Below are 15,194 nucleotides of genomic sequence, written 5' to 3'. Positions count from 1 at the left end.
GTGCCGGTGCTGGTCCAGCGGTGGATGGTGGTGGTGCCGTCGCCGTCGTCGTGGATGAGGGCGGGTTCGGCTTTGCCGTCGCCGGTGAAGTCGGCCACGACGAGGCGTCCGGCGACGGGGTCGAGGTTGTATTGGCTGGAGGTGTAGAAGCGGCCGCGGCTGGTCAGGCCGGCGTCGAAGACGTAGAAGCCGAAGGTGCCATCGCTGATCTGGTACGCCATGACGATGTCGTCGGTGCCGTCACCGTCGACGTCACCCGAGGCCATCCGATCGCCGACGTTCGCGAGGTCGAAGGAACTCTCACCCTTGTAATCGGCGGTGCGCGAGAAGGTGGAGCCGGTCGAGCGCCAGCGGTGGATGGTCATGGTGCCGTCGCCGTCGTCGTGCCCCAGCGCCGGCGCCTTCCGCCCGACCCCGCCACCGGCGAGCGCCCGCAGCTGGGCGAGCGTGCCGTTGAACACGTCCCGGTCGACGTTGCCGGACACCCCCGGCACGCTGCCGCTGGAGGTGTACTGCCACAGCGTGAAGCGTGACCACCCCGACGGCAGGCTGCCTGGCGTGTCGGCGTACCGGGAGTGGAACAGCGGGTAGCTGCCGAAGGCGGTGGTGTTGCCGGTGCAGGGATTCCACCAGTTCGGGTTGGTGTAGATCATCGCCTGCTGGCCGGTGCGGGCCTTGACCTCGTCCAGGAACTGACTGATCCAGGAGACCATCGCACCGGTGGACAGGCCGAAACAGGTCGGCTGGGTGGACGACCACTCGATGTCCAGCATCGGCGGCAGGGTGGTGCCGTCCTGGCCGTATTTGCTGACCTCGACCAGGCGGGCCGCCTGGCCGCGCGGGTCGCCCTGGTCCGGACGACCGAAGTGGTACGCGCCGAAGTAGATGCTGTTGGCGCGGGCGCCACTGCGGTTGGTCAGGTACGTCGGGTCGGTGTAATCGGTGCCCTCGGTCGCCTTCGCGTAGGCGAAGTCGATGCCGGAGTCGGCAACCGACTCCCAGTTGATCGTGCCCTGGTAGTGCGAGACGTCGATGCCGCTGACGGAGTAGCCACTCGGTGCGGCGTGCGCTGGTACCGGATTCAGGGCGAAGGTGACCAGCGGGAGGGCGACCAGGGCGACCGCACGGGTACGCCATGTGCCGATGCGCATGCTGCTGTCCTGTCTAGGAATGTCGGCCCGTCCGGGCCGGTGCGGGCGAGAGCGGTGGTGGGGCCGTGAGGGCGACGGCAGCCGCCACCCTCACGACGCCGGGTCACCAGTTGCCGAGGACGAGGCGTCCGGCGGTGGGGGTGATGTTGTAGGGGCCGGAGGTGTACCAGCGGCCGGAGCTGGTGAGGCCTTGGTTGAAGGTGTAGTAGCCGAAGGTGTTGTTGCCGAGGTCGTAGGCCATGACGATGTCGGCTTTGCCGTCGCCGGTGACGTCGCCGGCGGCGACGCGGTTGCCGACGTTGGCGAGGTCGAAGTTGCCGGTGCCGACGTAGTCGGTGGTGCGGTTGAAGGTGGTGCCGGTGCTGGTCCAGCGGTGGATGGTGGTGGTGCCGTCGCCGTCGTCGTGGATGAGGGCGGGTTCGGCTTTGCCGTCGCCGGTGAAGTCGGCGACGACGAGGCGTCCGGCGACGGGGTCGAGGTTGTATTGGCTGGAGGTGTAGAAGCGGCCGAGGCTGGTCAGGCCTTGGCTGTAGACGTAGTAGCCGAAGGTGCCGTCGCTGATTTGGTAGGCCATGACGATGTCGGCTTTGCCGTCGCCGGTGACGTCGCCGGCGGCGACGCGGTCGCCGACGTTGGCGAGGTCGAAGCTGCCGGTGCCGACGTAGTCGGTGGTGCGGTTGAAGGTGGTGCCGGTGCTGGTCCAGCGGTGGATGGTGGTGGTGCCGTCGCCGTCGTCGTGGATGAGGGCGGGTTCGGCTTTGCCGTCGCCGGTGAAGTCGGCGACGACGAGGCGTCCGGCGACGGGGTCGAGGTTGTATTGGCTGGAGGTGTAGAAGCGGCCGCGGCTGGTCAGGCCGGCGTCGAAGACGTAGAAGCCGAAGGTGCCATCGCTGATCTGGTACGCCATGACGATGTCGTCGGTGCCGTCACCGTCGACGTCACCCGAGGCCATCCGATCGCCGACGTTCGCGAGGTCGAAGGAACTCTCACCCTTGTAATCGGTCGTGTGGTCGAACGCCGTACCGGTCGAATTCCAGCGGTGGATGGTCAGGGTGCCGTCGCCGTCGTCGTGCCCCAACGCCGGTCCCTTGCGTGCCGTCGCCCCCGCGATCAGGCCGGTGCGCCGGATCGGCTTGTACGTCCTCAGGTCGCTGGCGCTGTTGAACCCACGACTGCCGACGTTGTTGTCCTTGTACGGGTTCTGGACCGTCTGGCCGTCGTCGTTGAAGGAGTAGACGTAGGCGCCCTTGCTGTGGTCGTTCCGGTCGGCCCAGTGCGAGAAGAGTTCGATGTGGCCGCTGCGGACCATCGCGTCGCCGGCCTGGAAGCTGTCGATGCTGCCGAGGGTGTCCCAGCGGGAGTTGTTCCCCTGGAAGTCGTCGGTGATGTAGCTGGTGTTCAGGTGCCAGGCCATCGACACGAGACCGGAGCAGTCGCGCCGGTAGGTCTTGTCGCCGTCCATGTCGCTCGCCCAGGAGCCGGTCTGGGTGTAGGTGAGGTCCCGGTCCACCCAGTTCTGTGCACGGGACAGGACCTCGCTGCGGCTGATCGGGCCCTCGATGGTGGAGGCCTGGGCCGGCGCGGACGACACGCTGACCAGGCCAGCGGCGGCCATCGTGATGGTGCCGAGGATCGCGGCCGGTCTGCGGGCTCGGAAGCGACGCATGGGTCTTCCCTTCGTGGTGGGGATGAACGGAGTGGTCGCGAACGTGGATCGAGGTGCACGACAGCCATTGGCTGGACCCAATGCGACAGGTAAAGTCGCAGCGCACAAGCCACCGTGGGGCCTGCCCTCGATGGCTGGTCCCGCTTGGTCCTGCTGTGCGGTTGTGTGTTCGCGACCCTTTCGTCGGAGGTGGGATGAGGGCCGTCCACTCCGGTGAGTGGTCCGCGAGCTGCCGGTGCGGTGGCTGGCAGAACCCTCGCAGCCACATCAGGTAGCGAACCTGGATGGATCCTTGACAACTTCGGACGCCCTGCTCGCGGGCCGTCCAGCGGCGCTACGGACGCGGGGGCGAAGCCGTGGAACTATGCATACTGGGTGATCTTCGCGTGGTCGCGGCCGGCCGGCCGCTCGAGTTGGGGCCACCGAAGCAACGGCTGGTGTTCGCCGCGCTCGCCGTGGACGTGGGCCGCAGCGTGCCGATCGAGGCGCTGGTCGACCGGGTCTGGGACGACGCCCCGCCGGCTGACGCCCGGGGCGTCCTGTACACGTACCTCACCCGAATCCGGCGGATCCTGGTCGCGGCCCAATCCGCCGAGACGGTCCCGATCACGGTCGGCCGCAGTCAGACCGGCTATCTGCTCGACATCGACCCGGACCGCGTCGACCTGCACCGCCTGCGCCGCTTCGCCGAGCAGGCCCAGGGCCTCGCGGCGGCCGACCCCGACCGGGCGGCGCTGCTGCGGGAGGCGGTCGAGCTGTGGCGGGGCGACCCGCTCGACGGGCTGCCCGGCGCCTGGGCGGCCCGGGTTCGGGAGGGCCTGTCCCAGCAGCTCGTCCGAGTCCTGCTCGACTGGGCCGACAGCGAGATCGGCCAGGGCCGGCCGGGGCAGGTCGTCGACCGACTCACGGTGGCCCTGGAGCGCAGCCCGCTCGTCGAGCCGCTGGCCGTGACCCTGATGCGCGCCCTGTACTTCGACGGTCGCCGAGCCGAGGCACTCGACCTGTACGCCCGGACCCGCGTCAAGCTCGCCGACGAGTTGGGCATCGACCCGGGCACCGACCTGCAGGACCTGCAGCGGGAGATCCTGCGGGGCACGCTGCGTGCGCCGAGGGTGGCCGCGGCCCCTGTCGAGGTGCCCGGAGTGGCGCAGCCCGCTGCCGCCGTGCCCACGCGTGTCGAGGTGAAACCGGAGCCGGCACACCATGCTCCGCCGGGACCCGGCTGTCAGCTTCCGGCCGACCTGCCCGACCACGTCGGCTGTGAACCGGAGATCTCCTGCGCGTTGAGTGTGCTGCAACCCGGCGATGGGCGCCTCAAGGACAACGCCGCGCCCGTGGTGATCCTTTCCGGCCCGGGCGGCGTGGGTAAGACGGCGCTCAGCATCCGGCTCGCATACCTCCTGCGCCACTCGTACCCCGACGGGCAGATCTTCGTCACCCTCGCCGGCCGAGGCGGCGACTCCGGGGAGGCCCTGGACCGGGTGCTGCGGGCCCTGGGCGCCACGAACATCCAGCAGTTGCCCACTTTGGAGGACAAGCTCGGACAGTACCGCGCCATGCTGAGCGGACGCCGATTCCTCATCGTGCTCGACTCGGCGGTCAGCGCCGAGGAGGTTCGCCCGCTCGCGCCCGGTGGGCCGGGCAGCGCCCTGATCGTGTCCAGCCGGGCCCTGCTGACCACCATCCCGGGCGCCGAGCAGATCGAGGTGCCGTTGCTCGACCGGGCCGACTCGGTCGTCCTGTTGGAGCGCATCGTCGGGCCAGGCCGGGTGGCCGCCGAGCCGGAGGCGACCGCCGCGCTTGTCGAGATGTGCGCCGGCCTGCCGCTCGCCCTGCGGATCGTCGGCGCCCGGATCGCGGCCCGACCGCACCGCCGGATCGCCCGCCTGGCCGAGCGGATGCGCGACGAACGCGCGAGGCTCGACGAGATGACGGCGGACGGGCTGGCCGTCCGGGTCAGCGTCGCGGTCGGCTACCAGGCGCTCGACCCACCGGCCCGTCTTGCGTTCCGGTTGCTCGGCTTTCTCGGGGTGTCGAGCTTCGCGGAGTGGCTGGTGGCGGCACTCGTCGGCGGCTCGATGGACGACGCCGAGGAACTGCTGGAACAGCTCGCCGACGCCCGCCTGGTGACCGCCGTTGCGGACCCGACGCACCGACTGCTCCGGTACCACATGCACGACCTGGTCCGGCTGTTCGCCAGGGAACGCGCCGTCGAGGAGGACAGCGACGACGCGCTGCGCGCCGCGGTGGCCAGAGTGCTGGTCACGGCCACCGAGCTGGGTGAGCGGCTCAACCAGCGGCTGCCGTACGCCATCCCGCCGCTGTACCGGCAGGCGCCGCTGCCGGTGGACGTACCGGCCGTCCCGCTTCCGGCGGATCACCAGCTACCCGGTTGGCTGGAGGTCGAGGCGCCGACGCTGATCGTCGCGGTGGAACGGGCCGCGGAGCTCGGCATGGACGTGGCGGCGTGCGCGCTGGCGGACGCGTTGGTCTACGCCTCCTTCGCGGTCCGCAACGACTTCGTCGGCTGGGGACGCACCCACGCGGCGGCGTCGGCCGCCGCCCGGGCGGCCGGCAACGTGGTCGGCGAGGCGGTGATCGAGTGCGGCATCGCGCTGCTGCGCTACAAGGAGGACCGGTTCGCCGAGGCCGAACGGAACTTCCGGACCGCCATCGACCTGTTCGAAGCCGCCGGCCACGAGCACGGGTCGGCTGCGGCGCGCAACGGTCTCGGCACCGTACTGCGTGAGGTGGGCCGGCATCGCGAGGCGGTCCCGCTGCTGACCACAGCCGCCGAGGTGCTGGGCCGCTTGGGGGGCGAGACCGCCGCCGCGCACGCGACCTACGGCATCGGCTACTGCCTGCGGGAGCTCGGCGACGACGAGGCGGCACTGAGCTGGATGGGTCGTACCGTGGACACCTACCGTTCGCTGGGCCACGCTCGCGGCGAGGCCATCGCCGCCCGGGGGATCGGCCTGGTACATCGGGCCCGGGGTGAGCTGGCCGAGGCGGAGCGCTGGTGCCTCCGCAGCCACGACCTGATCCTGGCGAGCGGCGACGAGTTGCTCGCCTGCTACACGGAGCAGGCGCTGGCGAAGGTGTGGATCCGGCAGGGCAGGTTGAGCCGGGCGCAGGAGCCGTTGGAGCGCGCCCTCGGGACGTGCCGGCGGCTGCACGACCGGTTCGGGGTGGCGCTGGTCCAGCGGACCGTCGGCGAACTGCACCTGGCGGCCGGCCGGCCGGACGTCGCCCTGGAGAACCTTCGGCTCGCGTACGACGGATGGGTCGAGCTGCACCACGATCTCGGTGCCGCACGGACGCTGCGCGACCTGGGTGCGGCTCATGCGGCGCTGGGCGACGTCGCGTCCGCCCACCAGGCATGGGAGACCGCCGCGGCGACGTTCCGCCGGCTCGGCACCCGCGAGGCCGACGAGGCGTCCGGCTGGCACGAGCGGTGGGCATGCGGTTGCGAGGCGACCGCGCCGGTGGGCGTGGCCGTGTCGGTTGCCCACCCGGCCTGAACCCACCCTGGCCTGCGCTTCCAGGTTTCGTCCAGATCGCCGGCAGGCCGGCTCCCTAGCGTCGGAGCAGCACCGGGCGCCCACCCGGGCAGCAGCTTCGACGAGATGGAGAGACGTTTCATGACGATCCGACGCAGCAGCGCGTACCTGGTGGTGGCGGTGGCCCTGGCCCTCCCGGCGGCCGGATGCGCGCACGCCGACCGCGCCGGTGCCGCGGCCGGTGGCCCGGCACCGGCCTTGTCCGGGCCGACCGCCGCGCCGGACCCGGCGGGCACCGCCGTCGGACCGCAGGCGACGCCCACCACCCTCGGCGTCCCCGCGCCACCGGCTTCCGCCCCGGACCCGGCCCACCCCGGTACGGAATCCGGCCGAACGGTCGACCCCGCCTCCGCCGCCACCGGGCCCGCCCGGCTCGCCGCCCTGCCGAGCACCGACACCGACCCGTCCTGCCGGCCGCCGGTCCTGCTCGAGGCCACCGGCGCCGCGCTCAACGGGCAGAGCGTCACCGACGTGCAGGTGCTCGGCTGCCGCAACGGCTTCGCCCGGCTGATGGCGATCGCCCCGCAGTCGGCCTCCATCCCCGGTGGCGACCAGGTATTCCTGCGCAAGGACACCAAGGGCTGGCGGGTCGTCGGACGTACCTCGGCATCCACCGACTGCGGCGACCCCGGCCTGGTCACCGCGGTCCGGGCGGTCTGCGCCGGTCTGGCCTGACGGCCGGCGGCGGCCTCCGGGCCGGGCGGGCCGGCCGGAGGGGGAGACCGTCCGGCTCGCGGGCCCGACGAGCGGCAGTGCCGAAGACGACGGATACTCGCCTGATGACTGGACCGGATCTCGACCCCGAACAGTATCCTCCCATCGACCCACGTGAACCGGTGCCCGACGACGCGGGCGTCCTTCTGCCCGGCGGACCGGACGAGCTGCCCGAAGCCCCGCACGAACCGTCGCCAGACGATGGTGGCAACGCCGGCGGCGTGCGCGAGCCGGCATAGACAGCGCCGCGACCGGCGGATTCTCCTCGCCGACCGCGAAGGCGTCAGCGTCGGCGCCCCGGGGAGTCGGTAGGGCGGGAGTCCGCCCATGCCACTGAGCGCGCATCTGATCTTGGCGAGACGCGCTCAGCCTTGGCGAAACGGGCGAGTGATCGGGTGCTTCTGATGAGTTGCTTCGCCTTTGTGCGTGGACGTATTGCGGCGTAGGTGCAGGGCGAAGGCGGTGATCCAGGTCCAGCCGACTCCGATGGTGAGGCGCTGATACAGGCCGCGGTGTTCGGGTACGGCCAGGCCTTGGATGAGCAGGAGCATGGTCACGCCGGCCGCCGCGCTGGTTACCGTCCAGACCCAGGAGCGACGTCGGGCCGAGCAGATGGCCCAGGTGAAGGTCAAAAGCGGTAGGGACAGAAACGCGATGCCGCCGGCGGCGTTGTGCGCGGTGCCGTTCCAGGTGTGCTGAGGCTGCCCGGCGACATCGGTGGTGAACAGCCCGGAGGCGATGAGGGCTACGCCGGACAGGCCGGTCAGGGCCGCCGCGCTCCGGGCGGCTGAGCGGGGGCGCAGGGCCCGGCGGACACCGAGGGCGAATACCACGAACAGCGAACCGCACACGAGGAAGTTGGTGGTCTGGATCCAGCCGGTCGATCCGGTGGCCAGTTCGCTGACGGACTGGCGGATCGGGCGGTATCCGGGCTGCAGCGCGCCACCAACGATGATCACGATGCCGAACAGAGGACCGGCGGCGGCGCCGCATGCGAGGAGCCGCCGGGTGGTGATGTCTTTCTTCATCGCTCTATTGGGCGTGCCTGAACCTGATCTTGGTAGCGGCACCCGTCGGTCGGTATGGGGCCGATGGCGGGTTCCGAACCTACTTTCGTCGGTACGGGAGGGACGGGTTCCCGGTTCCGACCTACGGTTGTCGCGTGGTGGTAGCCAGCTTGAGTGGGTCGGATGCGGTCGCCGAGCGGGATGACCCGCCGAGGCAGCGGTTGGTCGACGCTGTGGTGGTAGCGGTTGCGTTGCTCTCCGGTCTGGTGTTGTTGGCCGGGACGACCGCCGATCTTCGGGGCGGTGGTGGCCTCACCGCGGTGGTCTTCGCGGCGGCGGCCGGCGCGCTGTGGTGGCGCCGGAGCGCACCGGTCACCGTGGCCTGGGTTGTTTTCGCTGGCAGTGCCGTCCTGGCCGCCGTCGAGACCATCGGCTCGGGCGGCTCGATCCGGCCGGGTGAGGACACGGTTGTGTTCCTCACTTCGGCTGCCCCGTTCGCGGCCTATGCGGTCGCGGTGTACGCGAGGCGTCGCGTGTCGGGTTGGGCGGCCGTGGTCGCTCTCTTGGTTGCGGCCACGGCACCGTGGCCGCTCTCGTGGGTGCGGCTCCGTTCCAGCCTGGTGTTGCTCGGTGTGCCGGTCCTTGCCGGCCTGTACCTGGCGGCGCGGCGCCGCATGATCAACATGCTGCGCGAGCGGGCCCGGCGGGCCGAGGCCGACCGGTACGCGGAGGCCGAGCGGGCCGCCGCAGGTGAACGTGCCCGGCTTACCGCCGAGATGCACGATGTGGTGACACATCAGGTCAGCCTCATCGTGCTGGAGGCCGGCGCGCTCGGGCTCACCGCAGCCGATGAGGCGACTCGGGTTGCCGCCGAACGGATCCGAGAGGCCGGCTGCGCCGCGCTCGACGACCTTCGCGACCTGGTCCGAGTCCTGCCCGAGCAGCCGCCTGCCCGCGAGCCGGCGCCGGAGCCGCTGCCAGATCTGCGACCACTGGTGGGTGCGGCGGCCCTGGCGGTGACCGGTACCCCGGTGCCGGTGTCCCCGGCGGTCGGTCAGGCGGTGGTCCGGGTCATCCAGGAAGCGCTGACCAATGTGCGCAAACACGCGCCTGATGCCCGTGTCGAGGTCGGGGTGCAGTACGAGGGCGGCGGCGTGCGAGTCCTTGTCCGCAACGGAGTAGTTCGGTCGGCGGCGGACGCGCGGCTGGCCGCTTCCGGAGCGGGGACCGGGCTGCACGGGTTGCGGCGTCGGGTCGAACTGCTCGGCGGCACGTTCGCGGCCGGACCCGAGCCCGGGGGCGGCTTTACGCTGCGGGCTCTACTGCCCGGTGCGCAACCCGACAGGCCGTCATGATCCGGGTCGTGGTGGCCGACGACGATCCGTTTGTCGGCGCTCACCTGCGGACAATCCTGGCGAGCGCCGGCGACATCGAGGTCGTGGACACCGCGACAGACGGGGCCGCAGCGGTCGAGGCCGCCATCCGGCACCGTCCGGACCTGGTCCTGATGGACCTCCGCATGCCCGGCGTCGACGGACTGGTCGCCACCGAGCAGATCGCCGCCCTGAACCCGGCCCCGGTCGTGGTGGCGCTGACCACGTTCACCGCCGATCGGTATGTGGCCGCCGCGCTGCGCGCCGGAGCCAGCGGGTACGTACTCAAGACCACGCCGCCGCGTGAGTTCGCCGACCTCATCCGCACCGCCGCCGCCGGCCACACGATCCTGCCGCCCGGTGCGGCCCAGGTCCTGCTGCCCGCCGACCCGGCGGTGACGCTGCCGAACGGACTGTCCGCACGGGACCGCGAAATCCTGACCGGCCTGGGCCGCGGCCTGACCAACGCTCAACTGGCGGCCCACCTGCACCTCACCGAGGCCACCATCAAGGGCTACGTCTCGCGGGTCCTGACCCGGCTCGGCTGCACCAACCGGACCGAGGCGGCCCTGCTCGCCCAGCGCGCCGGACTCGTCACGTACGAATGACCCGAACCCGACCGGCACCGTGGGGACAACGCCGCCTGACAACTCGATCGGCTGCACGCTCAAGCCGCTGACAAGGCGCCGCCAGCCACGCCATGGTCGCCGAGCCCACGGGAACCTTACGGTGGCGGTATGCCGCGCATCGAGCTGACTACGCACGTTCAGGCCGTCCCGGAAGCTGTCTTCGACGCCTGCCTCGATGTTGATATGCACACCGAATCCATGGGAAGTAGTGCCGAGCGGGCGGTCGGCGGCATGACGACCGGCCGGTTGACGGCCGGCGATGCCGTCACGTGGGAGGCCCGGCATCTCGGCCTTCCTTGGCGGATGACGGTTCGGATCGTTGACTACCGGCGGCCGCACGGCTTCGCGGACGAGCAGATCAGCGGCCCATTCGGCCGATGGCGCCACGAGCACAGCTTCACGCCGATCCCGGATGACTCCTCGACAACCCTCATGCGCGACGTCATCGAGTTCACCGCGCCGATGGGACCCGTTGGCGCCCTCGTTGCCAGCCTCATCCTACGGCCCTACCTGCAACGCCTCATCGCACGCCGCAACATCTATCTTGCTGCCGCCCTGGCGGGGCTTCCTCGCTCAGCCACGAGAGGCGCGCAAGATCCGGAACATGGGCCGCATGATCAAGATCGCCGCTGACCCGCTTCCGCCTATTCGCTCCGGGCCTCTCGTTGCCGAAGCAATCCGGGCACCGCGCACCACGCGGCGATTTGATCAATTTTCGGTGCCATTGCGGAGGATGGACGCAAGCCTGCCTTCCGGCTATCTTGCTTCAAGATCAAGGGGGGGGCAACGTGGGTGCGTCCGGGTGGAGCTACTACGTCGCATATCAGCCGGATCTCCAAGTCGCGCTGGACGGACTGCGGCGGCAGGTTTTCGAGACCGGCGACTACTGGTGGGCTGTGCCGTATGAGTACGGCAAGTCGGCGGCGGATTTTCCGAATCGGCCGATGACGGAGGCCGAGCTGTGGGCGGACGAATCCGTCCAGGAGTCCGGTACCCACTCGATACTGGATATGTCGCGAGTCTTGGCCGACGGTGAAGAGCCTGGCTACGGGACGATTCAGCCGGTGATCGAGGCGGAGGCGATCGAGTACCTGGGTACCCGCAAGTTGACTCGGTCGCACGTGGAGGCGATCGAACCTCTCGCTAACCGAAGCTGGTTCGGCCGGTGCGCGGTTTTGCATGACGCTGACGGCAATCCCAGCGAAATCTACTTCTGGGGTTCCTCTGGTGACTAGGGCTGTCTCGTAGCTGGACGGCGGTCTCGGCCGTCTCCGCATCTCGTCCTCGGCATGACACGCGTGACATCTATCTGATTCGAAGGAAGCTCGGCATGACTGGTCCACGCGAAACGTTCCTCCGACTGGTGAACGGTGTCTGCGACGGTCCGTACGAAGACCTGGCCGACCTGTACGGCGAACAGACCCATGTCACGCATCCGTTTCACCCGCTCAATCCGCCACCGCTGCGCGGCCGGAGCGAGCTGCACGAGCATTTCACCGCGGCGCCTCCGGTGGGCCGGACGTTGAACCGTAAGCCGGTCGACGTGAGGATTCATGAAACCGCGGACCCGGAGGTGATTGTCGCCGAGTTTGCCTATCAGGGGCGGGTCGCCGAGACGGGTGAGGCCTTCACGGTGCCGTGCGTCTTCGTGATGCGTATCCGCGATGGGCTCATTATCGAGTCCCGGGATTACATCGACCACGTCGCCAGCGCGCGGGCGTGGGGTCAACTCGACAGCCTGTTGACCGCGCTCCGGCCGCAGACGAGCGGCACCATCGACGGCGAGCCCCGACCCTGATTCACGCCCCGCCAGCAGCGGTGTGTCGAGGGCGACTGCGTTGGCTGCCGTCCTGGGGCAGGATCGTTGCGTGGTCAGCATCAGTCAGGAATCCCGTGACGAAACCGCGCAGCGGCTGCGACGCGTCATAGCGGCCGCCGAACTGGTCATATTCGACGGCGAGTGGTCGTTTTTCGAGGCGCCGCTCACTCAGCCACCGGCCTTGACGGTTGACCTGCTGGCCGTGGTGCGCGACGAGGATCGGTGGTCCTGGCTGGCGCCAGGCGGGGCGACCGACGGTGAACGCTTCACGGTGTTCTCGTTTCACTTCCCGCCGGAACTGGACAACAGCGGGTTCGTCGGGTGGCTGGCCACCGAGTTGAAGCGCCGGCTGGGTACCGGGGTGTTCGTCATCTGTGGTCACAACGGCGACCGCGGTGGCATCTACGACTACTGGGGTTGCCCAACTCAGGTCCGCGCCGAGGTCGTACAGGTCCTGGGTGAGCTGCGAGCCGGCCGGTAGACCACAGCGGTGGTGGCCTCCAGCTGTACATGATCTCGGGACGAGCGGGTCAGGTGCCGGTCTGCTGTTCCAGTTGCCGACGAGCATTTCGCCACAGGTGCTTGAATTTGCCGGGGGACACATTTTCCAAGGCGGGATCCAACGTGGCGGCGGGCAGCGGGAACGGGGCCTCCGGCACAACCCCGTACCGCTGTTCGTACGCGCCCACCGCGCCCACTATCCCTGAGTCGCGAGCGATGAGCACCTCTGCGAGCGACGCTGCCGCAACGACGACCCCGTCCGATACGCGCACCTCAACGTGGCGCAGCGCCCACCCATCAGCGTCCAGCTCCTCGTAGTTCCAACGGTCGTCATCCGCCGAGTACCAACGGACGTAGGTGAGCACGCGACCATTAAGCCACCTCCATGGGGCACTTCGGAGGCGCTGGGACACGATGTCACGCGTCGGTTGTGCGGTGGCGGGCGCGCACCAGGTGGTGGAGCGCCACCAGGGGAGCCACGCCCACCGGATACCAGGCCAGGTCGACCGGGTCGAACTGCACACCCAGCGCGAGCCTCGCGGCGAGGCTCCGCGCCGACAGTTCGGCTGGCACCCCGGTCAGCTGTGCGAGCTCCACCACCCAGCAGAAGGCCGTGGCGACGGTCCCGGCGGGCATCGGCGCCATCCGTGGCCACAGGAACAGCACTGCGGCCCAGACCATCGACGCGTACAGCGCGGTGCCGGAGTACTGCCGCAGCGCCCCGTCGTCGACAGCGCGAATCAGCAGTGCGAGGCCCAGGAACAGCAGCGCGGCCAGGGGCATGAGCCACCGCACCGTACGGGGCTTGATCGACATTCTCGCCACGGTAGCCCTTTGCCGGACCGCGACCTGTACTCCCTCTCGGCTCGATCGAGGGCTCCCACACACGGCCTCGTCCTGAGTGCGCCGGGTGCTGGGGTTGATGTGAGGATGGCGAGGTGCTGAGTATCGGCCCGTTGACACACCTCGACCGCGGCGAGTGGGAAGCGTTGACCCGGAGTTTCCACGCGCACTGGGCTGGCCGGCCGGGTCGGCCCGCGACCGAGGTCGACGACGATGGCTACGAACGGACCTGGCAACGCCTGGTGGACGGTGGGCAGATCCGGGGCATCTGCGCACGGCTCGACGGCACGATGGTCGGCATCGCGCATTACCTGTTCCACGCAAGCGTCTGGGGCGCCGGGAGGTGCTATCTGGCCGAACTGTTCGTTACGCCCGAAGTACGACGGCGAGGCATTGCCACCGCAATGATCGAATGGGTGGCGCAGGATGCCGACCAGCACGGATCCCCACGCCTGTACTGGAACACCGAGGTCGATGCCGAGGCCCGAGCTCTGTACGACAAGATCGCGGTCTACCGGGGCTATGTCGTGTACAGCTACTCACCGTCCGCGACTGCCGCCAGCTAAGCCAGGTCAGTACGCCGCCGATCACGTGATGCCGCGCGCCCCCGTGGTCGTTGACGCTTCACCGGACGACGAGCGCTTCGCCCATGCGTAAATCCTCTTCGGCGCGGTCGATGTGCTGACCGTCGTCGAACGCGGTGCTGGCTATCCGGAATCGTGACGGCTCGGCGATCTCCGCACTGGCGAGAGCCCACGGTCCTTCGGGGTCTGCGCCCGGCACCGCGGCGAGGAGGACGACGCCGCCGTGCTGAGGGACGTCGTGGTCGGCGTGGGGCTCGTCGTACCGTGCGTGACGCAGCACGACCGGGCCGGAGCGGATCGTCTCAGGCGGCACCCCGGGGGGTACGTGACGCCACCGTCGAGCAAGCTCCGCGAAGGCGGCCTGCCGGTCGGCGCCCCGACGCGTGCTCGCGGCGAGAATGGCGCTGCCCGCGTCGGCCGCGATGCGGCAGATGTCGAGGATCGGCACGCCGGCGGCCCGATTCGGATAGTGGTGGACGAGCCGAGCGTGGTTCAGCAACATGACGAGCGCTTGGGCGGCGGCCTGTTGCGGTGCTGTGAGGGTCGTCGTCGGTACCGGCTTTCGTCGGTGCGGCCGTGTGTGCGGGGTGACGAGGTCGGCCGCCCGGCCGGCCGTTGACTCGTACCATCGTCGGTCGTCGGGCCAGACGGAAGCCTCGGTCGCCCGCAGGCGACCGGTGCGCCCGATCGTCACCCCCGGCCCGGCGTCGGTGTGGCTCACGGCAATCCCGACCCGGTCCTCGGCGTCGAACCGCAGATCGGTGACCCCGTCGAAGGTGAACCTCAGCGGCGCGGCCGGCCAGGGCTTCTGGGACCCGTCCCGCGAGACGCGTCCGGTAGCGGGGGTGAACCGTCGTGGAGTGGCCAGGGTGAGCTGTACCCGCAGTCCCGCATCCGAAGGTCGGGCCGTGAGTGAGCGCACGCTGCCGGCGGCGAGGTCGTAGTCGCGGGCGAGCGCGTCGACGATTTCCTCGGTCAGCCGGAAGACGCCCGGGAAGACGCGCCCCAGGTAGTCCCGACGGACGGAACGGTCCGGCTGCGCGATGGGGAGCACCCTGTCCAGGCTCGGGTCCAGGTCGACCATCAGCCTGCGTCGGTCGGCACCGAGGTCAGCCATCCACCGTAGGCCGGCGCGCGCTCGTCTGGATCGAAGTGGCCTCGGCGCGCATGCCGCGCCCACCAGAGGTACGGCGTTGTTGTCCCAGATATCGGCGATGCGGCCGATCCGAGCCGCGTCGAAGCCCCGGGCGTCCGTGGCCAGGGCGGTCATCTCGCGGATGGAGCGGTCGAGCAGCCCGGCGAAGGCTTTCAGCGGCGAACTCACGGCCGCGAGTATCGCACCCGCGA

The 15,194-nt window shown here is 70.0% G+C and carries 15 protein-coding genes; 9 read left to right on the top strand and 6 right to left on the bottom strand.

Annotated elements, in window-relative coordinates; translation table 11 throughout:
• Both AB0J36_RS19570 and AB0J36_RS19565 read right to left on the bottom strand, forming a co-directional pair.
• Window positions 1–1,151, bottom strand: a 1,151-nt coding sequence (locus AB0J36_RS19570) for a GH25 family lysozyme (protein ID WP_363660959.1), incomplete at its 3' end; no start/stop codon positions are given.
• A gap of 103 nt (window positions 1,152–1,254) precedes the next feature.
• Window positions 1,255–2,817 carry a VCBS repeat-containing protein gene (locus AB0J36_RS19565; RefSeq protein ID WP_363660958.1) on the bottom strand — a complete coding sequence of 521 codons (1,563 nt, stop codon included), beginning with the start codon at window positions 2,815–2,817 and terminating at the stop codon, window positions 1,255–1,257.
• A 356-nt stretch (window positions 2,818–3,173) separates the two neighbouring features.
• Here AB0J36_RS19565 and AB0J36_RS19560 point away from each other — a divergent pair, with 356 nt between their 5' ends.
• Window positions 3,174–6,338, top strand: coding sequence for a BTAD domain-containing putative transcriptional regulator (locus AB0J36_RS19560; RefSeq protein ID WP_357394106.1), 3,165 nt, complete (start codon window positions 3,174–3,176; stop codon window positions 6,336–6,338).
• A 105-nt stretch (window positions 6,339–6,443) separates the two neighbouring features.
• Window positions 6,444–7,052, top strand: coding sequence for a hypothetical protein (locus AB0J36_RS19555; RefSeq protein WP_363660957.1), 609 nt, complete (start codon window positions 6,444–6,446; stop codon window positions 7,050–7,052).
• Between the two features lie 404 nt (window positions 7,053–7,456).
• On the opposite strand, the gene AB0J36_RS19550 is transcribed toward AB0J36_RS19555, so the two are convergent.
• Window positions 7,457–8,161 (bottom strand): DUF998 domain-containing protein, encoded by a 705-nt coding sequence (locus AB0J36_RS19550; protein ID WP_357123221.1) that lies wholly within the window; start codon window positions 8,159–8,161, stop codon window positions 7,457–7,459.
• A gap of 92 nt (window positions 8,162–8,253) precedes the next feature.
• On the opposite strand from AB0J36_RS19550, the gene AB0J36_RS19545 reads away from it, so the two are divergent.
• From AB0J36_RS19545 to AB0J36_RS19520, 6 genes are all read left to right on the top strand, one after another.
• Window positions 8,254–9,453, top strand: a complete 1,200-nt coding sequence (locus AB0J36_RS19545; RefSeq protein WP_363660956.1) for a histidine kinase — start codon at window positions 8,254–8,256, stop codon at window positions 9,451–9,453.
• A gap of 8 nt (window positions 9,454–9,461) precedes the next feature.
• Window positions 9,462–10,079 carry a response regulator transcription factor gene (locus AB0J36_RS19540; protein WP_357123227.1) on the top strand — a complete coding sequence of 206 codons (618 nt, stop codon included), beginning with the start codon at window positions 9,462–9,464 and terminating at the stop codon, window positions 10,077–10,079.
• A gap of 129 nt (window positions 10,080–10,208) precedes the next feature.
• On the top strand, window positions 10,209–10,733 hold the full coding sequence (locus AB0J36_RS19535; RefSeq protein WP_357123230.1) for an SRPBCC family protein: 525 nt from the start codon (window positions 10,209–10,211) through the stop codon (window positions 10,731–10,733).
• Window positions 10,734–10,888: 155 nt separating this feature from the next.
• Window positions 10,889–11,335 (top strand): hypothetical protein, encoded by a 447-nt coding sequence (locus AB0J36_RS19530; protein WP_363660955.1) that lies wholly within the window; start codon window positions 10,889–10,891, stop codon window positions 11,333–11,335.
• A 95-nt stretch (window positions 11,336–11,430) separates the two neighbouring features.
• A complete protein-coding gene (locus AB0J36_RS19525; protein ID WP_363660954.1) occupies window positions 11,431–11,898 on the top strand; it encodes a nuclear transport factor 2 family protein in 468 nt (155 codons plus the stop codon).
• Window positions 11,899–11,968: 70 nt separating this feature from the next.
• A complete protein-coding gene (locus AB0J36_RS19520; protein ID WP_357394115.1) occupies window positions 11,969–12,400 on the top strand; it encodes a DUF6196 family protein in 432 nt (143 codons plus the stop codon).
• Window positions 12,401–12,449: 49 nt separating this feature from the next.
• Here AB0J36_RS19520 and AB0J36_RS19515 read toward each other — a convergent pair whose 3' ends face one another.
• Window positions 12,450–12,785 carry a hypothetical protein gene (locus tag AB0J36_RS19515; protein WP_363660953.1) on the bottom strand — a complete coding sequence of 112 codons (336 nt, stop codon included), beginning with the start codon at window positions 12,783–12,785 and terminating at the stop codon, window positions 12,450–12,452.
• Window positions 12,786–12,837: 52 nt separating this feature from the next.
• On the bottom strand, window positions 12,838–13,236 hold the full coding sequence (locus AB0J36_RS19510; RefSeq protein WP_357123246.1) for a DUF2809 domain-containing protein: 399 nt from the start codon (window positions 13,234–13,236) through the stop codon (window positions 12,838–12,840).
• A gap of 122 nt (window positions 13,237–13,358) precedes the next feature.
• Here AB0J36_RS19510 and AB0J36_RS19505 point away from each other — a divergent pair, with 122 nt between their 5' ends.
• Window positions 13,359–13,829: a GNAT family N-acetyltransferase gene (locus AB0J36_RS19505; protein ID WP_357123250.1), complete on the top strand. Its 471-nt coding sequence runs from the start codon at window positions 13,359–13,361 to the stop codon at window positions 13,827–13,829.
• 58 nt (window positions 13,830–13,887) lie between these two features.
• Here the strand turns inward: AB0J36_RS19505 and AB0J36_RS19500 are convergent, their stop codons facing one another.
• Entirely contained in the window at window positions 13,888–15,171 is a 1,284-nt protein-coding gene (locus AB0J36_RS19500; protein WP_357171419.1) for a hypothetical protein, read from the bottom strand.
• Window positions 15,172–15,194: the final 23 nt, after the last annotated feature.

This window comes from Micromonospora sp. NPDC049662, assembly GCF_040675055.1.
Classification (GTDB): Bacteria; Actinomycetota; Actinomycetes; order Mycobacteriales; family Micromonosporaceae; genus Micromonospora.
The sequence above is the reverse complement of the archived record's forward strand: the minus strand, read 5'-3'. Positions and strand labels throughout refer to the sequence as shown.

Bases quoted from the DNA above. Each gene is read 5' to 3' on its own strand.
- AB0J36_RS19565 (WP_363660958.1), bottom strand. From the start codon at position 2,817: ATGCGTCGCTTCCGAGCCCGCAGACCGGCCGCGATCCTCGGCACCATC.
- AB0J36_RS19555 (WP_363660957.1), top strand. From the start codon at position 6,444: ATGGAGAGACGTTTCATGACGATCCGACGCAGCAGCGCGTACCTGGTG.
- AB0J36_RS19535 (WP_357123230.1), top strand. From the start codon at position 10,209: ATGCCGCGCATCGAGCTGACTACGCACGTTCAGGCCGTCCCGGAAGCT.
- AB0J36_RS19525 (WP_363660954.1), top strand. From the start codon at position 11,431: ATGACTGGTCCACGCGAAACGTTCCTCCGACTGGTGAACGGTGTCTGC.
- AB0J36_RS19510 (WP_357123246.1), bottom strand. From the start codon at position 13,236: ATGTCGATCAAGCCCCGTACGGTGCGGTGGCTCATGCCCCTGGCCGCG.